We start from the raw sequence: 26,189 nt of genomic DNA, 5'->3' as shown, positions 1-26,189 counted from the left end.
TTAATTTGCTTGTGCTTCGCGTTTTAATTCTTGCTTAGTAGAAAGCATAACGAAAGGCATATACATAACGATTGAAATTGCTAAGTTCACTGCGGATAATACCGCACCAGAAATACTTTGTGTTGCTAAGAATCCGCCTAAGATTGGTGGTGTTACCCATGGTGGCATAACAGTTGCTGGCGGCACTAAGCCGAATTTTGTAGCAAAGTAAGCAGTCGTTACACAGACCATTGGCGTTAAAATAAATGGAATGAACATGATTGGGTTCAATACCAACGGCAAACCAAACATTAATGGCTCATTGATGTTGAATACGCCAGGAGCTGCTGCCAAGTTGTTTACGACCATAAATGCTTTATGCTTACGCCCTACTAAATAAATTGCGATGATCAAGCCAAGGGTTACCCCAGTTCCCCCCATGTTAACGAATGAATCGATAAATGGTTTGTTTACGATATAAGGAGCTGTTTCCCCTGCGCTAAGTGCTGCCATATTTGCTTCAATGGCTGGCGCATTGATCGCTTGCATGAATGGGTCGATCATGTTGGCACCATGCAACCCAAAGAACCATAAGAATGGCGTAATGAAAGCAATCAGTAATGCTGAACCATAGGAATTCGCCAAGCCCATGAATGGTTCTTGTACCATTGCATAGAAAGATGCAAACATATCTTCAACACCAAAACCTGCGATAACTGCTGCAACTAACCCGAATAAAGAAATCGTAATCATTGCTGGGAACAATGCCGCAAATGATTTTGCAACTGCTGGCGGAACGCCATCAGGCATTTTAACAATCAATTTAGGATTGCCCAAAAGACGACGAAATAGTTCAGTCACAACAATCGCGACGATCAAAGCGACGAATAAACCGCTAGAGTTCATGCCGCTGGTAGCTGCACCTAATGTAAAGAAGCAGGCTACTGAAACAACACCAGTTGAAATACCGTCTTTGCCGTAACCATTTGCCAAATTATAAGCAACTAGAAAGGCAATAAAGACAGATAACACACCAAAAGTTCCGTTCCAAACGCCTCCGCCGAATCCTTTCCAAGATTCGCCGCCAAAAATGCCATTCATAAAGTTGCCGAAAGCTGGAATGGTCAACGATAGGTTATTGATCATAACCGCCAAGGCCCCTAAGATCATCAGCGGCATGGTAACCATAAATGAATCACGAATTGCAACTAAGTGTCGCTGTGCGCCGATTTTAGACGCTACTGGAATAAAGCGCCGTTCCATAAAATTAATAAATCCATCCATTGAGATATCCCCCTAAATTTAGTAATAATCGTAAAATGAGGTTTTGCCTGTTTTTACGATCGCTGTATCCTTGTTCTCTCTCACTTCTATCTTGCCGAGCAGGACCGCTTGGTCGATCGTTAAGCTGCCTACTATCAATTCTGTCCAGGCCTCGATTGACCCTAAAATATCTGCTTGCTTTCCTGAAACTTTTTCAACTCTCCCAGCTTGCACCCGCCATTGACCTTTGTTCCAAGGACAAACAGCATCCTCCGTCACTTCAATGATTCGTCCATCGATTTCAAAAGAAGGAGAATGTAATAATTGCTCGAAATTGATGATTCGACTCATCATATAAGGCTGCTGATTGATTGTGATGCCTGCTTGTTCACTGAAACAATCTTCTAAGCATTCATGAATCGGCGCTGCATAGGTAAAGTCCGAAAATGAAGAAACGTGCGCTTTGACATAGCTCAATAGCTTTCGCAAAGCAAAGACGTTCTCATAACCCAGTTCATCGATCTTAAAGGTGCTTCCTTCAAGTCGATAAATCAGATAACCGCAGGCCCTTCCTTGCGGATCATCGCACACGGTGTAAAAGCGGAATGGGAAGTACGCATCCAAGCGATCCCACCACCATTTTTCTCTAATAACTGTCGCGAGCTGATCTCTTTCAATGAAACGCTGATGAAGCGTCATAATCTCCTGCTGCATTTCTTGCCAGTTTCCACGTCGGACCTCTCCTGCCGCTTCACTTTTAAAGAAGCGAAACTGATCAGCAGGGATGTGATAAAGCTTTTGGCGGATCGTTCGTTCAAAGCCGAATTGACGATAAAAGGGCTCTGAAAAAGGTGCCAGCTGTGCGAAAGGAATTTGCTGCTGATGCAGGTCATGCAAAATTTCGCGCATCACATCCGAAACGCCGCCTTTTCCGCGGAATTCTGGATAACTGGCCACATAGCCGATACCAGCCATCGGAATCGTTTCTGAAAAAAGCCGAACTTTAAAATGATTGACCATCACCAGGCTGCTTAATCGCTCTTTTTGGAAAGTCCCATAGCAATCCGCATGCTCATATCTTGACAGGAACAACGGGTCCTTCATGACCGACTGCCGCTTATTAAAGGCATATTCGATCAAATCGGCAACAGCTTGCAGTGTTTGCCGATCCTTCAGCAGTTTCATGTACTCACTCCTACTCTGCTAAACGCTGATACACTTCAACTACTTCTTTCGCAAGATCGTTGAACGTGATAGCAGTCATCAAGTGATCCTGACTGTGAACTGCCAAAAGTGTAACATTCATTGGATTGCCGCTTGCTTCAGCTGTCAGCAGACCGGTTTGGGCGTGATGGGCTTCCACTAAGCCCTGTTCAGCCGTTTTCAATTTTTCTTCCGCGGCTTGAAAGTCGCCTTTTTTGGCTGCTTGGATAGCTTCCATAGCATCGCTTTTGGCATTTCCAGCATTGATGATCAATCCCATTACCGCTTCCAATTGTTCTTGCGTCATTTGCTCACTCATTGTCAAACCAACTCCTTTTATTGATCCATCAATTCGATCGCTGTTTTCAGTACGCTTTCGCCATTCATCATGCCGTAGTCCTTCATATCGATCACATCTAATGGAATATTTTTTCCTGCTAATTTTTCTTCAAACTGTGCTTTCATAAAACGAACTTGGGGGCCTAATAGCAAAACGTCGACTGGTTTGGCTGCATCTTCTAATTTTTCATCTGCTTCAGAAGCTGAAACTGCGAAAATATCTGCTTCGACGCCTTGATCTGCAGCTGCTTTTTCCATTTTTGTCACTAATAAACTTGTACTCATTCCAGCTGAACATACTAACATAATTCTTCTCATGATTTTTCTCTCCTTGTTTTTTGATAGGTTCACTTTATATAAAGCAACTATCGTGCCAAGTTTTTCAAAGCGTTTTCCTTGATCTGATAAGGGTTTGACTTTACACACAAAAAGAAAAGGGATTACACACTGTGCAATCCCAATTCAATACTATTATCAAGAAAGGTTTTGACGATATAGGCTTTGTCATCTTCTGTCAGTATAACCTCAAAGGCCTGCTCCAGTGGTTTGAGCTGCATCGTCACCTCCGCAAACATCGAGATGTTCTCCTGACGATAGTGATAAAGCTCAGGAAACTCTGGTCGTTGCAGGTCTTTCTTTATTTTGTCTACTACAAAAGCGATATGGATCATCATTCCCTGAAGCACGTTTGGATCAATGATCAGTCCACGGTTTTTCCGAATCCGTTGAATCCCTTCTTCCGTCATGTTGAAGAGTTTTCTGACATCGATTTCCGGCGAGAAATCATCCGTCAATGATTCAGCCATTTCTGGCAGGGAAATTTTGGTTCCAAGGATGTCCTGAAATTCCAAAATCTTTTGCCGATTGAACAAGTTCAACGCTGGTACGAATGGAATTTTTTGGTAATGGATCTCCATCGTGCCGACGATCGCCACGATGTCTTTTCGAGCAATCAGCTGGTCGATTTTATGCTTAAAGCTTTCGCGCTCCAACGACTGCATTTGAATCACTTCAAATTCATCTGGATCTACCAGCTGAGAAACAACTTGATTGAGCTTCTTAGAAACACCTTCCCCAGTAAAACAGGCCACGATAATAACCTTTTTCTCATCCTTTGGTTCTGGCTGCTCCATTTGAATCAGGTTATTGAACATACCGACGACACTGTGGTAAATATCTTCTAATGAACGTCCGAGAATTGCCAGTCGGACACTTTCCAATACCAGCATCGTGCTGGCCATGGTGATAACCTTAGTACGAATCCCCATCTCGTGATAAATCAAATTCCCAAAATTATTTGGCGATCCCATGTCAGTCAGCAAGATGATCCCTTCTGAAAAGTCTTCCTTTGACTCGGCGATCTGATTGCGGATCGTACGGTACATCTCTTCTGTTTTGACAGTCAATGGCATGTTGAAGGCTCTGCCGTATTGAATTCCTAACAATTCCTGAACGGTTTCCAGCATACTTGAAGCAGTTGAGCGTCCGTGCATGACTACGATAACCTCTACTTGCTTTTCTACCTCCGAAGTATCGACGCTGGTTTCCATCGTCAAGAACATCGTGATAAAGCCAATCTCATCCAACGGAATCATCACATCGTATTCTTCCTCGATCCGTCCAGACAATTCGATGGCCAGTTGAAACTCCTTTGAATACTTTCGGCGGATTTCATTTAGATTCGGATGAGGAATGATCTGATTGGCTCGAATCCGTTCGATTGTTGAATTTAGATGCAGTGCAAAAGCGAACCGCACTTTTTCTTCATAGGTACGTTCTAATTTTTTCGAAGCGATCTCATACATCTCGTTGATCAAGCTCCAAAGATCGTCAGAAATTATTTCACGATACGCATTGGTATGCGACAATTCTTCGACATACGTTTCAAAATACTGCTCGACATCCTCGGTAATCAATTCCTCCAAATCGATCTCTGATAAATTCTCACGGTTCAAATTGTCTAATTTATAGGTGATCGAATGATAGACATCCATGTTCTTAGTAGGGTCCTGGCCCCAGACAACCTCTTCGGTACCAGGCTTGAAGCTCAGAAATAGATTTTTTCGATCCATGAAGGGACCTAGCTGTTCCGGTTTGTCCTTCATATGTAATAACCCCTTTTGGACATTGACAGGAAGGTCTTCCTCCGTGATCAGCAGTTTTTCTGAATCACTTTTTGTTTGATAGTGTAAAAAAGCTTTGGCACAAACCAGCTTTAAATCTCGTTTTAATTGACCGATATTGCCTTCCACTTTATATAGTAGAAACGCGAGCAGGCTGCGTTTATCGATGGTGATGTCTTGCATCAGCCGATTGGATTCTTGCTGCAGAAACTCTTTGATGATGTCTAACCGTTCATCCAATGACCGTTCTTCTAACGAAGGCAGTTCGATTTGCATAGGAATTCGTCGATTGAAGGTAGATAAAAAGGTCGCACTAGTTTCAGTAGTGGCTCCTAATATTTGGACAGAAGCGGTATGCTCCTGGCTGTCGCCCAAGGGTCGAAAAACACCTTTGTCAATGAAGGTAAACAGCATCTCCTGTCCTTCCGGCGGCAGTCGATGAATCTCATCTAAGAAAAGAATCCCACCATCCGCTTGAGCCATCAAGCCCTCCCGCGTCTCTTCTGCCCCGGTAAATGCCCCGCGTTTAACACCAAACACATGTCCATACAACAACTGAGGATTTTGGGCATAGTCAGCACAGTTAAATGTGATAAATGGTGCACTGGCATCCAGAACACCTGATGAAACCGCAAAGCGATACATACACTCCGCAAACATGGTCTTGCCGGTTCCGGTTTCTCCGAAGATGATCGTGTGCAAGCCCCTGGGTGGATACAAAATCGCGGCTTTGGATTTTTGGATTTGACTCTTTAAAGATTCTTCCCGTCCAATCAAGTTATCAAACGTGATGTGACTATCCGCAGTTTTAGCGATCACCTGAAACTTGACTGGGCGACCGTCAATTTTTTTGACAGAACCGTCTTTTGTAAGTTCATTCAAATAGCGGCTGATATTCGTGCGGTCAATTGCCATCTTTTCAGCCAGCTCTTGCGCCGTCCACTCACGATTCTCCTGTGTTAAAACATCTAAGACTTCTTCTTTTCTGCCTTTCAAAACAGCACCTCCTATGAAGAAACGGTATAAACCAATTTTAATTATACTTGCTTTTGTAAAAAAATTCTAGTAATCGTTTTCTTTGAATACACTCTCGCAACTGTTGATCTTTGAGATCTATCAAAAAAAGACAAACCTCGAAAGATTTGTCTTACTCATTTATTCTTTTTCCATCGCTGCTTTCAACGCTTGAGCCAACGCGCTTTCCTGCGGCTCCTCTTGGGTATTGATTTTTTTCAATAAGCGCCGTTCTTCATGCTTGGTCATTTTTTTCTTACGATCATTTTTGGTCGGCATTTTTTCTGTCGTTCCATCGTACTTGCAACGGAAGTAAGCGCCGTTCTTTCCGTCAATGATTTCCATCTTGCGGTGGCATTGAGGGCAACGGTGATTGGAGACTTTGGGATCTTTCCGCCGACGGTAATTACACTCTGGGTTCGTACAGTTGTAAACTTTCCCGTCACGCGTATTTTTCTCACGCAGGAAGGAGCCGCATTCCGGACACTTTTTCTGCGTGATTGAGAAATCCTGATACTTTTGCTCGCTCTGCTTGACTTCAAGCACCAATTTTTTGGTATCCTCTTCGATTTCTTTCAAAAACTGTTTGCCAGAATACCGACCGTTGGCAATGGCTTCTAATTGTTTTTCCCATTTTTCAGTCAGCTCTGGAGTCACAAGAGAAGGATTGACTAATTCCAATAGTTGTTTTCCCTTCGGACTTACCTGCAAGCCGTTTGGCGTTCGTTCCATCAGCTCAGATTTGATCAATTTCTCGATGATTTCTGCACGAGTCGCTGGCGTTCCTAGGCTGTGTTTCTCCATCAACCCCAATAAAGTTCCCTCATTCAGAGGTTTAGGCGGTGTAGTCAACGCTTTTTCAATACTAAAATCTGGTTGGATTCGCATGCCTTTTTGCCATTGGATCTGACTTGTTGCGGTCTCCGTTTTCTTCCAGCCGGCTGTCAGGATCTTGGCTTGTCTAAAGGTAAAGCTTTGACTGCCAAAGATTACAGTGACTTTTTGCTGGCTCTCCTTGTGAGGTTCTGCAAATAAGCCCAAAAACCGAGAGACAATCATACTGTAAATGCGTTGTTCATCGTTTGAAAGCTTTTCATAGCGAGGGCGTTGTTCTGTCGGCAGCAAAGCATGATGATCTGTCACTTTACTGTCTTGGAAGACCTTCGTTTGTCTGACCTGTCCGCCATTTTTGATATAAATTTTTACTTCAGGCGCAAAATCACTGACGGCCTGCAAGCGTTCCTTCATTGTCGCCTTCATATCGCTGGTCAGATATTTGCTGTCTGTCCGAGGATACGTGACAATCTTATGCACTTCATAAAGGCTTTGTACAAGAGACAACGTCTTTTTGGCCGAAAATTGATAGCGCGCATTTGCTTCTCGCTGGATCTCGGTTAGATCATACGGCAAGGGAGCGGGCTCTACCTTTTCCTTTTCAACGATCTCTGTGACCGTGCCTTTTTGCTGCCCCAATTCTTTAACCAATTTTTCTGCTGCCTCTCGTTCGGTGATCGCATAAGGATTTTTTTGATTCATTTTTGCCTTTTGATCCTCTACCTGCAGCGAGATGACAAAATAATTTTGCGGGCGAAATTTCTCGATTTTTTTCTCCTGTTGACGCACTAAGGACAATGTCGGCGTTTGTACCCTTCCGGCAGATAAATTGTCTTCGTATTTAACAGTCAGTGCACGAGTTACGTTTAAGCCAACTAACCAATCGGCCTTGGCTCTGGCTAAAGCCGAATAATACAGGTTGTCGTATTCCTTGGCTGGCTTCAATTTGCTGAACCCTTCCTTGATAGCTTTATTGGTTTGAGAAGAGATCCATAGCCGTTTGACCGGCTTGTCGAATTTGACATATTCTAAAATCCAACGTGCGACCAGCTCTCCCTCACGACCCGCATCTGTAGCAATCACTGCTTCGGAGACGTCATTGCGTTTGGCCAGCTGTTGGATCGTTTTTAATTGGCCGCGCGTTTTTGGCAATGGCTTGGTCCCGATATATTTTGGGATCATCGGCAGTGTTTCCATCTGCCAGCTTTGCCAGTCCTTGTTCAGATCTTCGGGCATTTTTAAGCCCAATAAATGACCAAGGGCCCAAGTAACGATTACTTTGGGTCCTTCGTAATAGTTCTTATGTTTTTGAGTCGCGTTAAGCACCTTGCTTAAGTCTTTTGCAACACTTGGCTTTTCCGCTAGAATTAGTTGTTTCATAAAGTTCCTTTCTGCTCTCGATCGTTAACGGCTGATCGTTTTCTAACAATGCCAGACCCCAATATTGCTGCAGGTAATCATCGCATTCTTCACACCAGCGTTCATCGTCTTCATTCCAAAACGCACTAAGATAATTATGTTTTGCACTGTGTAAGTGATAGTCATTGGACATTTTGTGCCATTGATCCAAATAATAAGCTTCGGCTTCTTGAAAAGAATCAAAAACCTTTTCCTCAGTCACATCTTCTTTCCAGTCTTCAAAAAACCACCATGGCTCATTATCCCCATACATTTTTATTACTTGATACATGTGGTTCCCCCTTTTCTCTCAAAGGACATCATAAAGAGCAAATACATTTTTTTCAAGTGTTCTGTTTCCCATCAAAATTTTTCATTTTTCTGCTGATTCTCTCATCTCTACTTTATCACAACAGTCAAGAATTGAGTATCTCATTTTTGAAAGAATAAAAGACCTTCCATTGAAATAGAAAGTCTTTTGCTGTTTTTAAGCTCTTTTTGACCGCTTTGCAAAAAACAAGGCACTTAAAATCCAGAAACTGTAATAGATGCACGTGAAAATGAATTGCTCATTTTCCGCAAAATAATAGTAGTAAATCACCATCGAAGCAATTCCACTGATCACAGCTCCCAAAATAAAGCGTTTCCCCTTTTCTCGATTCAACAATAAAATGCTGTATCCCGAAATGATCGCACAAAGCCCACATAGTCCAACAACAAACCAGTCCATAGGCAGCATTCTCTCTGCACTCCCTTCTCTGTCTAACCCATAGTAGCATATTCTTCCCATGAAAAAAACAGCGATTCATCATTCGAATCACTGTTTTTCTTCATTAAATGTATTGAAGCGTCTTAGCTTCTTTATACGCATGGTCGATCAATCCACCGCCCAAGCATTCCATGCCGTCATAGAAAACAACCGCTTGTCCCGGAGTGATCGCTCGAACAGGCGCATCAAACATCACCTCTGCTCGATCATTGTCCAGTAAACGAACAGTGACAGGCACATCTTGTTGGCGATAACGGAATTTAGCAGTGCAACGAAATTCCTGTTCTTTCAGATCATTTGTGGTGAAATGAATCTCGCTGGCATCCAAGCTGGTCGCATACAACGCATCATGATGGAAGCCTTGTCCAACGTACAATGTATTCGTACTTAGATCTTTTCCGATCACAAACCATGGTTCTTGAGTTTTGCCGCCGCCGCCAATCCCTAGACCTTGGCGTTGACCGATCGTGTAATACATCAATCCATCATGCTGCCCTTTAACTTCTCCATCTAAAGTCACCATGTTGCCTTTTTTAGCTGGCAGATAGTTGCTCAAAAATTCTTTGAAGTTTTTCTCGCCGATGAAGCAAACACCTGTCGAATCCTTTTTCTTCGCAGTGGCCAATCCAGCACGTTCCGCAATAGCCCGTACTTCCGATTTCTCCATTCCGCCTAAAGGAAACATCGTTTTTGCTAATTGTTCTTGAGACAATTGGCTCAAAAAGTACGTTTGATCTTTGTTATTGTCCACGCCACGGAGCATATGAACAACGCCGTTTTCGTCCGTTTTCACTTGGGCATAATGTCCAGTCGCTACATAATCTGCTCCTAAACTCATGGCATAATCAAGAAACGCGTTGAACTTGATTTCCTTGTTGCACATCACATCTGGATTCGGTGTACGACCTGCACGGTATTCCGCCAAGAAATACTCGAATACTCGATCCCAATATTCTTTTTCAAAATTAACAGAATAGTAGGGAATCCCAATTTGAGCTGCCACCTTGGCTACGTCCTTGTAATCCTCTGTAGCGGTGCACACCCCGTTTTCATCCGTGTCATCCCAATTTTTCATGAAAATACCGATCACATCATAGCCTTGCTCCTTCAATAAAAGAGCTGTGACTGATGAATCGACCCCGCCGCTCATGCCGACGACGACGCGTGTGTTGCTGTTTGACACATTTTTCACCATCATTTCATTATAGATTCCGAAAATTCTACGATTTGAAGGTCGCATCTTTCAGTATGACGTATTATACGACAAAACGGGGGATTTTTCGACTATTTCTTTTCAAATTGCTTTTTTGTATTGTTTGTATTAATATAAATAATACAAAGGAGGAGTTCAAATGATCTTAGAAATTGATCCTCATTCAGATGAGCCGATTTACCGCCAATTGCGACAGCAGATCATTATCGGCATTGCCAAAGGAGAATTGAGGCCGGGCGAACAGCTGCCGACGGTTCGACAAATCGCTGACGAGCTGGGCGTGAACAGCATGACTGTTTCTAAAGGCTACCAATTATTGAAAGAAGAAGGGTATCTCTTAGCAGATCGCCGCAAAGGAACGGTCGTCGCCGAGTTGCCAGTTACACAAACCAAAGAAAAAGAATCTGCTTTGACCTTGCTCTTGGCGGAACTGGTCTTGTCCGGAATGGACAAGCAGCAGCTAGACAAATTGATCAAGCAAATTTTGAATGACTTTCGAAAGGACGAGCTGCAATGAGAATATTCATGGTGTTCATAATGATTCCCTGTTACCTGTTAATGGCCTTTATGATGTCGTTAGCTGCAAAACCCCACAACCATGTCGTGCTTGAGAATACTTTGCCGCTGGACAAGTTGAAGCATCCTGACGTGTTGGCTCTGACTATGCATTATCGAAAGCGCCAATTTCAACTGGCAGGGATACTAAGTCTTTTTTCACTGGTTCTACTGGTTCCAATGAAGGATTCGATTTTCATGACGCTGTTCTTCCTGCTGATTTTTATGGTGTCGTTGAGTTTCTTTTTGCAAATTCGCTATATTCGGCGGATGAGAGAATTGATCGTCAAAAACGAGTGGCAAGTCGTAGAAGTCCCGATCCAAGTGGATACCCAATTAATCATGAACAAAAATCAGCGACTGGTTTCCATTAAATGGTTTTTACCCAGCCTGCTGCTATGCTTGCTGCCCGTTCATTTCATGCGAAGCGGGCAACTGACTTGGTTGTTTGTGCTGCTCTCGTTCGGACTCCAGCTGCTGTTTCTTGCAATTTGGTACGGCATCAGCCGCTTGCCGGTAAAAGCATTGACAGACGATCAAGCAATCAATCAACAATACAATGATCTGACAAAATTTCATTGGTCCTTTTTAATGCTGGTGATCAGCTGGCTCTTTCCATTTTTAACGCTCTTACCTGCCTGGTCGCTGGTACTGTCCGCTTCCGTATTTTCAATGATCGCATTCGTACTTTTTCTGCTGCTGCTGTTTTTTTGCGCCTTTACCTTCTACTGGTTGTTCCGTTTGAGAAGGAAACAAGATGCCTTATTGGCTCAGACTTCTTCTTTTCGTTACCATGGCGATGACTATTATTGGCGATATGGCTTCTATTACAATCCAGATGACCGCAGACTAATGGTCCCTGATCGAATCGGCTTCAACCTCTCGGTCAATCTGGCTCGTGTCGGCGGAAAAATCTTTTTGGGGATTACTGGTGTGATTTTGGTAGTGACTATGTTCATCTCCATCGTGCCGCTGTACGTTTTGGATTTTCATCCGAATCCAATGACGCTTCAGGTATCGGAGCATCAGGTGCGATTGGACGGTCCCTATGTTGGAAAAAAGAGGATTCCGTTAAAAAAGATCCAGCAGGTCGCTTTGCTCGAACAGCTGCCAAATAGCGGAACCCGGACGAACGGGATGGCCACTGAAAACTATGCGGTGGGCAGTTTCCGTGTAAAAGGAAAAGCTGCCACTTTCTTGGTGGATCACCGGTCCACACCTATTCTAAAGATCAAGACCGCCGATCGCGACTATTACTATACAAACCGCGATGCAAAACAAACGCTGACAGACTACCAACGACTCAAAGCAAAACACAACTAGTTCGATGAATCAAAAAAGTCAGGACAAACGATCCCAGCCATCCGTTTTTAGGAGGGTGTTTGTTCCTGACTTTCTATTTTAATTTTTCCATTTCCTGCATCTTAGCTGCAGCGATCTCATCGATCAAGTTTTCTGAGATCGGTGTCCCGAACGGCAAAGGTCTTTGAAGTAACGCTCTTTCGGGTGCATCAACACCGACATTGATATCTTCGGCAATAGGAATACTGTAGTGATGAATATGCCCATGCAGATTTCGGATATTCAGGGTCTTGCCCAGCAGCATCGGGTAATGAGTCAAATAGTATTGATGATGATTGAATTTGACGATCGTTCCGACATCATGAAACTCAAATTTAGAACTGCCGTCTTTCTGTTTTGGGTCATGATCAGCTAAAAAATTGAAAAATGATCGAGAATCGTGATTGCCTTTAATAAAAACGATCCTTCCGTTCAACTGAATCAATTGCTCCAGCACCTCCAGATTGCCTTTTTCGTACAATGGATGCATCGCCACATCGCCTAAATGATAGACGGTGTCCCGCTCTTTCACCACAGCATTCCAGCTGGTTACCATTTGTCGATTCATCTCCTCAACCGTCTCGAATAAACGCGGCGCAAAGTCATTGTCGCCTAGTAATCGTTCGTGAAAAAAATGCGTGTCAGAAATAAAAAATTTCATCCGAATCACCTACAATATATCTAATGGTTGTTTGTGGCTTGGTGGCGGAAACTCCTGATCGATCAGAGCACATTCCTCTTCGCTCAGCCGAATGTTCAGTGCTTGCAAATTGTCTCTCACATGCTCAGCATCGCCAGATTGCGGAATCGCCAGAGTAGAGCCGTCTCGGACAGCCCAAGCCAGCAAAATCTGAAAAACGGTTCGATGGTGCAGATCGGCGATCGATTTCAAGACCGAATTGTTACGCAGATCACCACCCAAGGTATCTCCTTGAGCAATCGGTGAATAAGCCATCAGAGGCAGGTCTTTCTCTCGCATCCAGGGCAGCAGGTCATATTCGATCCCTCGGCTGCCCAGATTATACAAGACTTGATTCGTCAAGCACTGGGTTCCCTGCGGCACTTCGAACAGCGCTTGCATCTCGTCAACATCAAAATTTGACACGCCCCAATGGACGATTTTTCCGGTTTTCTTTAAACGCTCCAGCTCAGTTACCGTTTCTTCCAACGGCACATTGCCGCTCCAGTGAAGCAAGTACAAATCTAAGTAATCAGTCCTTAAACGTGCTAAGCTTTTATCCAAGGTGGCTTCTAAGTCTTCTTTTCCAGCATGCCATGGATAAAATTTAGAAACTAAATAGAGATCCTCGCGGGCAAAAGCAGCGATGGCCTCTCCTACCAAGCGTTCGGAACGTCCGTCGCCGTACATTTCTGCTGTATCGATCACTTTTGCTCCTGCTTCAATCCCTGCGCGCAATGCTTGGATCTCCTGCTCTCGTTTTGCTGGGTCATCGCCCATATGCCACGTGCCTAGACCGATAGCAGGAATTTCCTTTGCATCCATCATAATACTCACTTCCTTCACCTCGTTTCGTTTTAGTATACCTGTTTCACCAAAAAATCAAAAAGGTTACGACCAAAACTAGCTGTAACCTTCCTGCTGATACCTCATTTTAATGATTGCGATCACGACCTCCAGCTGGGTCAGATCGTCCAGCTGAGTGGGATCAAAATCCTTGCGGCGTCGAAAATACTTTCCGGTATCGATCAAATGAAAAATCTGGTTCCATTGTTCAAATTCCGATAGATTGTTTAGGTGACCGATGGGAAAAGCCGCACCATCACAAATTTCAGACAGCCGGAAAATCAGATAAGCGGTGTCAACGACTCTTCGATCCTGCAAAGGCCCATGAACTGGGATCAGTGCCTTTTCCGGCCGATAGGCCAAATACCAATCCAACAATTTAAAAAAGGCCGGCCAACGGAACGCTTCTTCAAACATTTTTTTGGTGTCAGGCATGTCGCGAAACAGCAGCGGCACGATATAGCCGTCCTTGTATTCCCAACAAGGCAAAAATTCCAGACGATGCGTCATATACCTGGTGACATACCCTGATCCTTCATAACGAAAAAGACGGTATTCCTCTACACCATAGCGCGAAAACTGTTCGGTCAAGTAAGCGCAATCATCGATCGAAACGGTTAGACAGTCCTCTTGATTGTACGTGGAGTTCGTATGGACTGGAGGGATGGTATTTATTTTTCGCATCAACTCTTCACCTCTTTTTCAACAGTTTTTCTTGGTAATTCCAGTGTACCATACTCTATTCCAGATGCCGCTTCTCATGCAAAAAAAGAAACAATTTCTCGGGGAGGTCCCAAAAAATTGCTTCGTTTGTTTAGTTTTCTTCTTTTACAAATAAACCACGATCGACCATTCCGTCCAACAAGAAATAGAATTTTTCCTGCAGCAGCTGATGCTTCTCGTCCTTGAAAATATTGACGGTTTTTAGGCCGTTGGCTGTCGTGATCGACATCTTCAATTGTTGAAGGTCTTTAGCGACGGTAATCTTCAGCTTGAATCCTTCTTTACTTTGCGGAGTCGCTTCCAACGGTCGGACCAGTTGAAAGTTTCCTGAAGTTGTTTCGGTAAATCCATTGTCCCGCAACGTATATTTTTTCGCACTTGGCGCGATCGCGTAAGTCACGGCTGCTCCTTGGACAGTTGCTGTTTTGTTAAATGCCATAATCATCACCTCTTCATTTTCTATTCTATCTAATTATAGAGGGATTTTGTTCGCATTTCAATCTACTTTGTCAGTTCTTTGATGCATTGAATCAAGGTTTCCGTAAATCGGGTAATCTCTGCTTGAGTATTTCCATAGCCAAAGCTGATTCGAATGGATTCCTTGACCTCAGGACTGTTCTTTCCGTACATGGCTTCGAGCACATGAGAAGGATCAATCGTTCCGGCCGTACAAGCTGAACCAGTGGAAATCGCCATGCCCTTCAAATCCAATTTCATCAATAACAGATCATTGGTGATGCCAGGAAACTGCAGATTTAAGACGTGCGACAGCTTATTTTCTAAATCGCCGTTGACATGAAACTCGATCTGCTTTCTTTTTAGTTCTTCCAGAATGTAGCTCGTAAAAGTTTCGTAGGCGTCCTGTCTGGCTGTTCGTTCTTCCTTTGTCAACAGTGCCGCTGCCTTGGCCATTCCATAGATTCCAGCAAGATTTTCAGTCCCAGGGCGGCGTTTTTCCTCTTGCTCTCCGCCATGCAACAATGCTGGCAAGCTGACAGCATCATTTTTAAAAAGAAATCCTACGCCTTTAGGGCCATTGATTTTATGTGCAGAGGTGCTGAGAAGATCGATTCCCCATTCGTGAGGGCGAATCGTTTGATTGCCATAGGCTTGAACCGCATCGGTATGAAAATAAGCAGGATGCTCCTTCAGCATTGCTCCGATCTCTTTGATCGGCATTAGATTTCCGATCTCATTGTTGCCGTACATGATCGAAACCAGTGTCGTATCCGGCCGTAATGCTTGTTTTAACGCTTCAAGGGAAAGGTGTCCTTGTGGATCGACCGGCAGATAGGTGACTTCAAAGCCTTCCTTTTCCAAATAGCGCATCGTATTTAGAACGGCGGGATGTTCCACTGCTGTGGTAATCAAATGTTTGCCTTCTTTTTGACGTGAACGAGCCGTTTCGATGATCGCAGTATTGTCGCTTTCGGTACCGCCGCTGGTAAAAATAATCTCATGGGGCTTCACCTCAAGGCTGTTTGCGATCACTTCCCGGGCTTCTTCCAATTTTTCAGAAGCTTTCCGTCCAAACCCGTGGATGCTGGAGGGATTGCCAAAATAATCGGTCATGATCTCCCTCATTGCGTCAATCACCGCAGGGTGCATCGGACTTGTTGCTGCATGATCTAAATAAATGCTTTCCACTTTTCTCGAACCTTTCTTAGTCATAGTAGGCTTATTCTAGCATAAGTTGACAGCTGTAAACAAAAAAAGGACACCACAATGCCCTTTTATCCGTTTTTTATTCATAATCCTTTTTTTCTATCGTAAATAATGGACTAACCGACTGATTATCATGGATTCGTTTCACTGCCTCGCCCATCAAATCAGAGCAAGTAATGATCGTCAAATTCTTTGGATGACGGCTTTCGTCTGTTAAGACGGAATCCGTGATACAAATATCTTTAATGTCTGTTTTATCTAAACATTGCTTCGCAGAATCAGACAATAGCCCATGGGAAGCACAAGCAACGACTTTTTTGGCACCGCTCTTTTTCAAGGTTTTCGCCGCCGTTTTGAATACTTGGCCGGTATTCAAGATATCATCCACCATGATGCAAGTTTTGCCTTCAACATCACCAATGACATAGCCGCTTTCTGGATTGCCCTCTTCCGTCAAATCAACGATTGCAATCGTCGTATCCAGGTATTCAGACAAGCTGCGCGCACGCTGTACCCCGCTGTTCTTCGGTGAAACGACGACATAATCGTCTCCCACCATGCCTTTTTCGCGATAATAATGGGCGAATAATGGCATCGTAAATAGATTGTCCACCGGAATATCAAAAAATCCTTGTACCTGGACCGTGTGAAGATCGAGGGTCAGCACTCTAGTTGCTCCCGCATCAGAAAGCAGATTGGCGATCAATTTTGCTGTGATCGGTTCATGCGGCTTAGCCGTTCGGTCTTGTCTTGCATAACCGTAATAAGGTAAAACGACGTTGACCGTTTTTGCACTCGCACGTTTCATAGCATCAATCATGATCAAAAGCTCTAGATAATGATCATTCACCGGTGCATTCGTTGATTGGATCAAATAAACATCATATCCCCGAACGGTCTCCTCGACATTGACAGCAATCTCGCCATCGCTAAATTGTTTGACTGTAGACTTCCCTAACTTTGTACCACAAACAGCAGCGATCTTTTCTGCTAAAGGCTGGTTCCCATTTAGACTAAAGATCTTAAATTTCTTCTCGCTATTTTGTTCCGTCATGATGTTGATTTCCCTCCAAGCATTCTGTATCCATAGTTTAACATATTTTTATAAACTTGATGACTATTTTAAGGAAATGAAATGGTGCCGTTTGCCCATGAAGCAGGAATGATTTTTTGATAATTCCCCCAATTGTCATGGATCTTATAGTAGCGTTTGCCTGCAGCAGATTCGTAAAAACCATATGCGACTACCCAGTGATTGCCATAGGTGCTTCCGAGAACCTTCAAAACGCCGACCATCACGGGCTTGCCTTCAGAGATTCGTTTGACCGCGCGCTGCCAAGCCCCGACGCTGGTAAATCGGCTGCGGTACGGACTGTTGACATGAGCAAAAAAACGGCACAGACCGAAACTGATTTGAACAGGCATCGTGGGCGCATCAATCGGCTGCAGATAAGGCTTTAGTTGAGGGATCATCGTTCGATTGCTGCTCGTTCCCTTCCGCCGTACATCCACAGGCAGGATCTGTTCATCGATATAATCTTGATAATAAGCTAACAGCACACTGCTGGCATAGGTGCCGCACAAAAAACCACTTGGTGTCTTCCAATGCTGATAGGTTTTGAATCGTTCCGCAGGTAAGGATACCCACTGATTGATCGGATAATCCATCTGTTCCTCCTATGACTATTTCTTTTGTATATTCTTCTAGTCTATATGATAATAGAGAAGGAAGAAAGGGGAATGAATTGAATGAACAAGGAAATGCTCAAAAAGGATTTATACACGGCCGTCAATGGGGACTGGATCGATCAGGCGGCCATTCCAGCTGACAAGCCAGCAACTGGCGGTTTTCAAGACTTGGTGGACGAGATCGATGACCTCATGATCAAAGACACTCTCAACATGAAGGAACACCCTGAAACCATCCCGAATGAGTTGATGAAGCAATATATCGCTTATTACACACTTGCTCAAAATTACGAAAAACGCGACCAGGATGGAGCAGAACCCTTACTGCCTTTATTGAAACGGGTTGAAGACATTTCTAGCTTTGATGATCTGAATCAACAGCTCTCAGACTGGCTGCTTTCCGGTATGCCGCTGCCTTTTGGTCTAGACATCGATGCGGACATGAAAAACACCAAAATCAATGCACTGTTTGCTGGTGCGCCGGGGTTGATCTTGCCGGACAAAACCTATTATGCAGAAGGGCATCCGCAGGCCCAACAACTTCTAGACATCTTTAGTGATATGACCTTACAGCTGTTCCAATTGGCTGGTGTCTCTTTGGAGAAGGCAAAAGCATACACAGAGGAAGCTCTTCGTTTTGACCAATTATTGGCCCCTCTTGTGAAAAGTGCCGAGGAAAGTGCGGATTACAGTAAGATGTACAATCCTCAAAGCGCTGAAGAGTTTGTCCAACACAGTACACACCTTGCATTGAAGAAACTGCTGCAGGATCTGATCGGAGCGCAGCCTGAGAAAATCATCGTTACTGAGCCCAATTATTTCGAGCAGATGGATGCATTTGTTAATCCTGAGACTTTCTCACTAATGAAAAGCTGGATGATGGTGATGACCTTGAACTCGCTGACTGGGTATCTAAGTGAAGAGTTCCGCCAAGCTGGCGGGATATACAACCGTGCCTTATCTGGAGCACCTGAAGCACGGCCACAGAAAAAGGCGGCTTTCTATTTAGCTTCTGGCCGTTTCAGCCAGGTCGTCGGCGATTATTACGGCAAGAACTATTTTGGTGAGCAGGCCAAAAAGGATGTTCGGAAAATGGTCGAGACGATGATCGTTGTCTATCAAGAACGGCTGGCCGCAAATCGCTGGCTGAGCGATGAAACTCGAGAAAAAGCAATTTTGAAATTGAACACCTTAGGGATCCATGTCGGCTATCCAGACAAGATTCCGGCTATCTATACACAGTTTAACGTTGTTTCCGCTGAAGATGGAGGCACCCTGCTTTCCAACGCATTGCATTTTAGCCGATTGTCTCGGGAAGATGAATTTAAAAAATGGAATAAAGAAGTGGATCGCGACGAGTGGGAAATGAGTGCTGATACGGTTAACGCCTACTACCATCCATTTCGAAACATTATTGTATTTCCGGCAGCAATTTTGCAGGCGCCTTTTTACAGTCTGAAACAATCAAAGAGTGCCAACTACGGCGGGATCGGTGCCGTGATCGCCCACGAGATCTCTCACGCCTTTGATAACAATGGAGCCTTGTTTGATGAATACGGCAATCTGAACAATTGGTGGACAGAGACCGATCAGCAGCAGTTTAAAAAACTGGCAGAAGAGATGATTCAACAATTTGATGGACTGGAAATTGCTGGCGGTACGGTCAACGGGAAGCTTACCGTGTCAGAGAACATTGCGGATGCTGGCGGTTTGAGCTGTGCCTTAGAAGCAGCCAAACGAGAAGCAGATGTTGATTTAGCTGCTTTCTTCATCAATTGGGCTACGATCTGGCGGATGAAGGCCCGTCCAGAATATGCCCAGCTGCTTTTGTCGGTAGATGTTCACGCACCAAACCAATTAAGGGCTAATGTACAAGTTAAAAATATCGATGATTTTTACCAAATCTTCGACATCACTGAGCAGGATGCAATGTACCTTGCTCCAGAAAAACGCGTGCATATTTGGTAAAAAAAAGAGATTGAAGCCTCGTTCGCTTCAATCTCTTTTTTGACTTAATTTTTTGGTTTCTTTGAGTCGATGGCGTATTGACGGCGTCCGCCTGGTTTTGGCACCAAATCTCCGATCATGTTGCCAAAGCCGCCTTCTACGCGTAATTCGTGACCATTTGTATAGTCTGAACGTTTGCTGGCAAGATAAAGAACTGCATTGGCAATGTCCTGCACTTCACCGATACGACGGTTGGCAGTCATTCTTCTTCTGCCTTCTTCTACTTCTTCATCCTCATAGAATTTCGTAGACAATGGTGTTTTCACGAAACAAGGCAAGACGCAGTTGCTGCGTACGCCGTATTGTCCCCATTCTCCAGCGATCATCTTAGACAACATGTTCACGCCGGCCTTACTTGGGCTGTAAGCACCGGAGTAGGTCTCCGGCGCGATCGAAGCGATCGTTGAGATATGGACCATGCGTCCAGATTGCTGTTCAATCATTACGCGGCCCACCCGTTGTGAAACCAGGAAATAACCGTTCAGATTCACATCGATTGTACGCTTCCATTCATCTAACGCAAGATCTTCCAGTGGACTGAATGTAAGGATCGCTGCAGTTTGTACCAATACATCGATTCGACCGAAATCCGCCTTAACTGCTTTTGCCAAACCGTCTACCTGCTCTTCCACTGTTGAATTGCAGGCATATCCTTTAGCTTCTACACCGTACGTGCTCGCAAGCTCTTTCGCATAGCTTTCTGTTGCTTCCTCGTTTAAATCAACTAATGCCAATTTGGCACCTTGCTCAGCAAAATCGTTGGCGATCTTACGTCCCATTCCTCCTAGTGCCCCTGTGATAATGACCACGTCACCAGCTAAATCTAACCATGTTTTTTCCATTGCTTCCTAGCCCCTTTTGCTATTATTCTTCTATCTTCAACTATACGTTACTCTTCGGAATTAAACTAATTGCTTTTTTTGATTAATCCATAGGTTTGCGTGATACATCTTCTGCGAAAAACTGCTGCAGAATCTCTGTTCCAAACGGTGGATCTACTGGATAGATCAATACGGGATTCAACAATAACGGCGAAAAGACTAATCCGTAAAGCTCCTGAACGAATGCCGTTGCTGCGATTTCGCTTAGACTATGCAACCGCGCATGCTTCTTGAAGGGTCCTACCCGATAGGTCAGATGCTTTTGTGTTGTATACAGCTTTTTGCATGTCTCGATCGAATGATACAATTCATGCGCGATCAAAATAGTTTCGATGCTCGTTTGCTCAGTTACAAAATGCAACCGCGTCTCTGCTTTGATCCATGCTTCTCCTGCATCGATCAAGCTTCGATTTAGAAAAACCTGATCCGGCAAAGTAATCCTTGCCAGCGTGTAATCCTTTTTAGTCACAGCAGAGACTTCTTCAAAATAGTGAATGGCTATCTGTTGTTCCTCGAGATACTGGGGAATACTCTGATAATCCACTTGAAAAGTCTGTGCCGCAGCTCGCCCACAGTCTAGAGCTTTCTTAATCAAACCGGCACGCTCATTCGCAGGAATCTTGTGTTCAAGAAAATCCTGCTTTAACAAATAGCGGCCGAAAAACTGTGGATCTTTTCCCTTCAATCCTAAAATTTGTTGGATTACTGATTCAGCCGCCATTTTTTTCAACCTTACTCTTTCTATTACTTGAAGCGATTTGCTGCAATAACGATGATTTCTTCGGTGCCGACGATCTCACTCATTTCAATATCGATCAGCATCGTCAATTGTGTGAAATCTGTACTGGCAAAGTCCAGCAAACGCGGGCCTACACAGAAATAAAAATCCGGGCGGATAATCAAATCACTTTGGTAATTCGCCATGCTTTCCCACAATTGAGTGACCTGTTCCAAATAGTTTTGGATCGATGTACGAACCACCTTCGCATGGGCTCGCTGTACACGAATGAACCCTTTTTTATCGATCACGCGAATCGCATCACCGGTTTTTGCTGAAGAAGCACCGAAAATATAAAAATTGTCCGTTTTTTCGATCAAATCTACTTGCTCAGAAGGCAAACGAAAGTCCTGTTCGGCTATCGAACGGGCTTCTTCTGGCGTTGCCGCACTTTGCAATTCAGTTGCCTGTGCTGCAGTGGACCCAGAAGCCCGTGCAGTGATTTTCTGAGTTTGCGGATCAATTTCGATATGGACCTCGACACTATCTTCAGTCGCTCCACTTTCGATCGCCATATCGGTTACTTCCCGTTTGATGGCTTGAATGTCCGACTTAGTTGGGCTGGGAACGATCCGTTCAACCACGTCCTGAACAGCTGCTAGAGCAACTCCGATCGAGGAAATCACTTCAGCATTTTCAGGGATTTTGTAATTCAAGGCCATGCGCTCTGCTGTGTACTTGATCAAGGATGCCACTCCGCCGCCAACACCTACCAGTGTCATTTGGTTGCTCTCCAACTGGTATTTTCGGGCGAGCGATTGGATGACGGGTTCGATTTTCTCAACGGCTTTATTCAGTATTTGGCGGGCCACTTCCTCCACGGAGATTCCTAAATATTCCGCAAGCGGCTGCATGGCTTTTTTTGCCGATTCGACATGGCCATACGAAAAGTCTTCGCTGGTCACATAGCCTAATACGTTGGCCGCACAGGAATTCGTAATGGTGACTGCTTTCCCGCTAGCTAAGCGAATCGCGACATAATCTTCCGGATCGCCTTCTTTGGGAGCAAAAAGCTCCAGCTTAGGATCAACGATCTCTTCTTCAGGTGTGTAAACGGCATACTCTAACCCAGCAATATGCGCACTTCGCGGCCCTACATCTTTGACACCGTTTTTGCTGACACGGATCATACTGCCGCCAGCTACACCCAACACGCGAACATCCAGCGAATTCACATAGGTTTTATGTCCGGAGATCTCTGAATAATCGATGACTGGACGGCCATTTTTGATTACTCCAAGGTTGGTGGAGGTGCCGCCTACTTCAAAATAAATGCCGTTTGACGTTCTTAAATACATCAATGCGCCCATTACACTAGCCGCCGGACCTGAAAGCATCGTCAACACAGGTCGTTTCTTCATTTCTACTACGTCCATCAAACCGCCGTCGCCGCGCATGATCATTAAGGGAACATCTACACCTGATGAACGAACACTCGCTTCTGTCGAATTCGCTGTTTCCAACATTTTCGGCAAAATCGATGCATTGATCGTCGCCGTTCGTGTACGCCTAGAAAGGCCATAAAGCTTCGTCATTTCTGAAGCCAAAGTCACCTGTACGCCCTTTTTTCGTCCAATCTCTGCAATTTTTTCCTCGTAGGATAAATTGTCGACCCCAAAGGCTGCGGAGGCGACAAGTACATCGATGCCTTCTGCCAACAGCTCGTCAATCGTCTTCGATATCGTCGCTTCATCGAGATGCTTTTGCGAAACAAACCGTGAGGTCACATAGATGCTTCTGCCGGTCCCTAAATCAATATCCTTTAAGTTTGTCTGCGGACGTGCCAGCCAGCCTTCGATCCCCGCACGAGCCGTACTGATGATGCCAATTTTAGCTACGTCGCCTTCCAATAGAGCGTTCGTTGCCTGTGTTGTACTGTGGGCGACGAAGACCACCTCGTCAGGAGCAATGTTGAATTCTGATAAACACTTCAGAAAGGAGTTAACCACCCCTTCTGCAACACCCTTTTCATTATCATGGGTGGTTTTGACGGATGATTTTCCGATAATTTCTTGTGTGTCATTGTCGATAGCCACTGCTTTTGTATGGGTACCGCCAACGTCTATTCCAATTCGAACACGTCGTTTCATGTTGAAATTCTCCTTACTTCTTAAAATCTATATTGGATTGTTGAGGAAAAAGTTGGCAATTTCCAAAATCAGCGCAACCACTGTTCCAGGGATTAAGGCGATCTTCATATAGTCCACACTCTTGATTCGGTTGAAGCCCAATCCCCAAGCATTCCAAGAGATTGTGATATCAAAGTGAGCCATCCCGATCAAAACAGAGGCAAACAATGGATACAGGAATGTTGTTGGGTAATTCGTCGTCTGACTAACCACTGCCAATAAGGCGGCTCCTGATCCAATCAATGATAGCGGACCCTTAAACCAAGTCAAAGGAGCCAAAACACCAAACAAAATGCACAATGCCAAAGGCGATTGAGGAATTAAACCACCAATGATCTCTTGAAAATAAGGAGCTGCATAGACTGCTGCATCGTTGAACATGGCCAGTGTGATCCAGAAAGCGATCAGAGCGGACATGTCCTTTACTCCTTCAGTGAAGATTCTGGAAATCGTCCGGCAAATGTCTCTAAAGCTGCCTTTCAATCCACCACAGACGCCTAGTCCATATAAACTAGCGAGAATAAAGCAAAGAATCACTGGTAATTTAAACACGATCACTCCTACAACAGGTAAAAAAGGCGTGATTAACGAAATTCCTGGTGCATCAACGACCTCCGTTTTTTTTGTCGCTGCCCATGAATAGGTCAGATTTTCCATTTTCAAATAGAACATAGAAGCGATCGACACGACGGTAATCATCACTGCAAATGCCAAAATACCAAACGGAAAATAATCATTGTAGGTATATTCTACTCCGCCTTTTGAGTTAAGGAAAAAGGCCGAGTATTGTCCAAAGTTGATTGGATTTAAAAAGATTCCTGCTGCAACGGATCCTGTAAAAGAAAAGAAACCAATCACTTTGGGAATTCCGATCGAAAAGAGGATCGGCAGAACGATGACCGCAATCGCAATCACCGAGCCTCCACCTGTCATCGAAGTAAAAATGAAGCCGCTGATCAGATTCACGATTGCCAAGATGACTGCAGGGTTGTCCCCGCCAAGCTCCACGCTTTTTCGAATAATGGTGGCTGCAATGCCTGTGTCCAATAGAATACGCCCAAAAAATGCTCCCAAGAAGATATTCATGACGGAAGCACCGTATTTTTCTGGCGCAGTCTGGTAAACCTGCTTCAGCATATCGTGGATCGTCAACCCATCAAACGCCGCATTCGGCGATAACAGGTTGCCGATGATCGGCAAGAAGGTCCAGATCGTTGCCATAATGAAGAAGCCGATCATCAAATTGTGCCCTTTGATACAATATGTAACCATTCCTGCAAAAGAAAGAATCAATAACATCCCAATTAAAATATTCATGGGTACCCCCTAAAATCCCTAGTATCCACAATTTGGATACGTTCTATCAATTTTTTACATACATACTCGTATATAGCAAAACAAGGAGGCAACTATTTTCTCAAAAAAGAAAATAGTCGTTCCTCCATTTTTTTCTCACTTGTAAATTAGTCGCGCAGTTTATCAAATGCACTGTAACCAAAAACTTTTTTATGTTGTCCAACAAGGTAGAACATCATTACAGTTGCTATGACAGCTGCGGCTAACAACAGTACCATCATCAGATAAACGGCTTGCGTTTCCCCGACCGATCTTGTCATCGCTGCTACGACGAAGGGTAAGAAGGTACTGGCAAATCCCATGAACGTATAGTAGATCCCAGTATTTCTCCCTTTAGGTCCTGGACAAAACATTTGACGTACGCCCAGTCCTGTTTGCAGTGCCCCGCCGGAAGCGAAGAAGCCCAGAGCAGCGATACTGATGTAGATAACTGTTGGATGGCGAATGATCAATACGATCGCCAACGCCAATGCCGTGAAGATAGAATCGATCACTAACACCTTTAATGGGTTCCAACGAAGCTTACCCATCATGATTGCCCAGAATACAACAGCGATGATTCCGCCGAAGGTATAGATCGAAGTTAATCCGGCTGCTTGGATCTCAGATAAACCTGCATTGCTCAACCCAAACGCTTTCGTGTATTGCTGCGCACCGTACATGATAAACATACATAAGAACGCGTAAAACATTGTGATAAAGTTTACTAATCCGTTTGGTTTTACCAACAATTTTGCTTTTGCATCGTCGATCTCTTTTTTAATAGCATCTGCATGACTGCCGTCTTTGGAGTCTCCACTGCCCTTCATCAAATCGTCATAAACGAATGGTGAAACGGCTGCTAAAACCAGACAGGCAACAGACAATACCAACGGAATGATCACGTTCAATTGAGGTGAACCCATTTCAGTGAAATTCACGACCATCAATGGATAGAAGATGCCGCCTAGCGAAACGAACAATTTGATTCCGATCAATGCAGACCCAGCATACTTAGGTGCCGCTTCTTGTACTGCTGGATAAAGGGATGCATCCCAGAAACCAGAGGTTGCCACACCGGCCATGAAGGCACAGATCGAAGCAATGATCATGCTTGGGCTAAGCAGCAAACCAGCAAAACAAATAATGTAAAGCAGGGCACCGCCGATCGCCATTTTTTTACGGCCGATCTTATCAGAAATCTCTCCACCGATCCAAACTGAGATAAATTTACCAAAACCAGTCGCTGTAATGGCCAATGAAACGGCTGCAGCTCCAGCGGTAACATCTGTGTAGCCCCATTTTTCATAGAAATAAGGCATATTTTGACTAAGAATAAGTGCTTGCATACCATGTGTAAAATAGCACAAATATACAGTGAGTAAGGACATAACATATTTTTTTGCTCTCATTTTTCTCTCCTCGA

General features: G+C 44.3%; 24 protein-coding genes. 3 read left to right on the top strand and 21 right to left on the bottom strand.

Annotated features, from left to right (window positions below; translation table 11 throughout):
* The 9 genes from NRIC_RS07070 to mnmA form a co-directional block, all read right to left on the bottom strand.
* Positions 1-1,263 (bottom strand): PTS sugar transporter subunit IIC, encoded by a 1,263-nt coding sequence (locus NRIC_RS07070; RefSeq protein ID WP_146621991.1) that lies wholly within the window; start codon positions 1,261-1,263, stop codon positions 1-3.
* Between the two features lie 18 nt (positions 1,264-1,281).
* On the bottom strand, positions 1,282-2,427 hold the full coding sequence (locus tag NRIC_RS07065) for a GNAT family N-acetyltransferase (protein ID WP_146621990.1): 1,146 nt from the start codon (positions 2,425-2,427) through the stop codon (positions 1,282-1,284).
* A 10-nt stretch (positions 2,428-2,437) separates the two neighbouring features.
* Complete coding sequence (locus tag NRIC_RS07060) at positions 2,438-2,764, bottom strand: PTS lactose/cellobiose transporter subunit IIA (RefSeq protein WP_146621989.1); 327 nt, start codon at positions 2,762-2,764, stop codon at positions 2,438-2,440.
* A gap of 17 nt (positions 2,765-2,781) precedes the next feature.
* The gene (locus tag NRIC_RS07055; protein WP_146621988.1) at positions 2,782-3,102 is read right to left on the bottom strand and encodes a PTS sugar transporter subunit IIB; all 321 of its coding nucleotides are present in this window, start codon (positions 3,100-3,102) and stop codon (positions 2,782-2,784) included.
* Positions 3,103-3,224: 122 nt separating this feature from the next.
* Complete coding sequence (locus NRIC_RS07050) at positions 3,225-5,903, bottom strand: sigma-54-dependent transcriptional regulator (RefSeq protein WP_146621987.1); 2,679 nt, start codon at positions 5,901-5,903, stop codon at positions 3,225-3,227.
* A 159-nt stretch (positions 5,904-6,062) separates the two neighbouring features.
* On the bottom strand, positions 6,063-8,135 hold the full coding sequence (locus NRIC_RS07045; protein ID WP_146621986.1) for a DNA topoisomerase 3: 2,073 nt from the start codon (positions 8,133-8,135) through the stop codon (positions 6,063-6,065).
* Positions 8,074-8,445 (bottom strand): DUF1033 family protein, encoded by a 372-nt coding sequence (locus tag NRIC_RS07040; protein ID WP_146621985.1) that lies wholly within the window; start codon positions 8,443-8,445, stop codon positions 8,074-8,076. Before NRIC_RS07040 ends, NRIC_RS07045 begins: the two co-directional genes overlap by 62 nt.
* 195 nt (positions 8,446-8,640) lie before the next feature.
* Positions 8,641-8,892, bottom strand: a complete 252-nt coding sequence (locus tag NRIC_RS07035) for a hypothetical protein (RefSeq protein ID WP_146621984.1) — start codon at positions 8,890-8,892, stop codon at positions 8,641-8,643.
* Positions 8,893-8,986: 94 nt separating this feature from the next.
* Positions 8,987-10,117 (bottom strand): tRNA 2-thiouridine(34) synthase MnmA, encoded by a 1,131-nt coding sequence (mnmA, locus tag NRIC_RS07030; protein WP_146622011.1) that lies wholly within the window; start codon positions 10,115-10,117, stop codon positions 8,987-8,989.
* Positions 10,118-10,274: 157 nt separating this feature from the next.
* Between mnmA and NRIC_RS07025 the strand changes: the two genes are divergently transcribed.
* Positions 10,275-10,652 (top strand): GntR family transcriptional regulator, encoded by a 378-nt coding sequence (locus NRIC_RS07025; RefSeq protein WP_146621983.1) that lies wholly within the window; start codon positions 10,275-10,277, stop codon positions 10,650-10,652.
* On the top strand, positions 10,649-12,013 hold the full coding sequence (locus tag NRIC_RS07020) for a PH domain-containing protein (protein WP_146621982.1): 1,365 nt from the start codon (positions 10,649-10,651) through the stop codon (positions 12,011-12,013). Before NRIC_RS07025 ends, NRIC_RS07020 begins: the two co-directional genes overlap by 4 nt.
* 73 nt (positions 12,014-12,086) lie before the next feature.
* On the opposite strand, the gene NRIC_RS07015 is transcribed toward NRIC_RS07020, so the two are convergent.
* The 7 genes from NRIC_RS07015 to NRIC_RS06985 form a co-directional block, all read right to left on the bottom strand.
* Entirely contained in the window at positions 12,087-12,692 is a 606-nt protein-coding gene (locus tag NRIC_RS07015; RefSeq protein WP_146621981.1) for a metallophosphoesterase family protein, read from the bottom strand.
* Positions 12,693-12,701: 9 nt separating this feature from the next.
* Positions 12,702-13,538, bottom strand: a complete 837-nt coding sequence (locus tag NRIC_RS07010; RefSeq protein ID WP_146621980.1) for an aldo/keto reductase — start codon at positions 13,536-13,538, stop codon at positions 12,702-12,704.
* 75 nt (positions 13,539-13,613) lie between these two features.
* Positions 13,614-14,240, bottom strand: a complete 627-nt coding sequence (locus NRIC_RS07005; protein ID WP_146621979.1) for a hypothetical protein — start codon at positions 14,238-14,240, stop codon at positions 13,614-13,616.
* 130 nt (positions 14,241-14,370) lie between these two features.
* Entirely contained in the window at positions 14,371-14,718 is a 348-nt protein-coding gene (locus NRIC_RS07000; RefSeq protein WP_146621978.1) for a DUF1831 domain-containing protein, read from the bottom strand.
* 62 nt (positions 14,719-14,780) lie between these two features.
* Complete coding sequence (locus NRIC_RS06995; RefSeq protein WP_146622010.1) at positions 14,781-15,926, bottom strand: cysteine desulfurase family protein; 1,146 nt, start codon at positions 15,924-15,926, stop codon at positions 14,781-14,783.
* Between the two features lie 97 nt (positions 15,927-16,023).
* Positions 16,024-16,998, bottom strand: a complete 975-nt coding sequence (locus tag NRIC_RS06990) for a ribose-phosphate diphosphokinase (RefSeq protein ID WP_146621977.1) — start codon at positions 16,996-16,998, stop codon at positions 16,024-16,026.
* A 68-nt stretch (positions 16,999-17,066) separates the two neighbouring features.
* Entirely contained in the window at positions 17,067-17,612 is a 546-nt protein-coding gene (locus tag NRIC_RS06985) for a hypothetical protein (protein ID WP_146621976.1), read from the bottom strand.
* A gap of 81 nt (positions 17,613-17,693) precedes the next feature.
* On the opposite strand from NRIC_RS06985, the gene NRIC_RS06980 reads away from it, so the two are divergent.
* A complete protein-coding gene (locus NRIC_RS06980; RefSeq protein WP_146621975.1) occupies positions 17,694-19,601 on the top strand; it encodes a M13 family metallopeptidase in 1,908 nt (635 codons plus the stop codon).
* A gap of 44 nt (positions 19,602-19,645) precedes the next feature.
* Here NRIC_RS06980 and NRIC_RS06975 read toward each other — a convergent pair whose 3' ends face one another.
* The 5 genes from NRIC_RS06975 to NRIC_RS06955 all read right to left on the bottom strand — a co-directional run bounded on the left by NRIC_RS06975 (position 19,646) and on the right by NRIC_RS06955 (position 26,175).
* On the bottom strand, positions 19,646-20,482 hold the full coding sequence (locus NRIC_RS06975) for an SDR family NAD(P)-dependent oxidoreductase (RefSeq protein ID WP_146621974.1): 837 nt from the start codon (positions 20,480-20,482) through the stop codon (positions 19,646-19,648).
* Between the two features lie 82 nt (positions 20,483-20,564).
* Positions 20,565-21,242 carry a hypothetical protein gene (locus NRIC_RS06970; RefSeq protein ID WP_146621973.1) on the bottom strand — a complete coding sequence of 226 codons (678 nt, stop codon included), beginning with the start codon at positions 21,240-21,242 and terminating at the stop codon, positions 20,565-20,567.
* 23 nt (positions 21,243-21,265) lie between these two features.
* Positions 21,266-23,389: a hydantoinase/oxoprolinase family protein gene (locus NRIC_RS06965; RefSeq protein WP_146621972.1), complete on the bottom strand. Its 2,124-nt coding sequence runs from the start codon at positions 23,387-23,389 to the stop codon at positions 21,266-21,268.
* Positions 23,390-23,416: 27 nt separating this feature from the next.
* Entirely contained in the window at positions 23,417-24,745 is a 1,329-nt protein-coding gene (locus NRIC_RS06960) for a citrate transporter (RefSeq protein ID WP_146621971.1), read from the bottom strand.
* A gap of 146 nt (positions 24,746-24,891) precedes the next feature.
* Positions 24,892-26,175 carry an MFS transporter gene (locus NRIC_RS06955; RefSeq protein WP_146621970.1) on the bottom strand — a complete coding sequence of 428 codons (1,284 nt, stop codon included), beginning with the start codon at positions 26,173-26,175 and terminating at the stop codon, positions 24,892-24,894.
* Positions 26,176-26,189: the final 14 nt, after the last annotated feature.

It is taken from the genome of Enterococcus florum (assembly GCF_004309355.1).
Classification (GTDB): Bacteria; Bacillota; Bacilli; order Lactobacillales; family Enterococcaceae; genus Enterococcus_A; species Enterococcus_A florum.
This window is presented reverse-complemented; position numbering and strand designations above follow the sequence as displayed.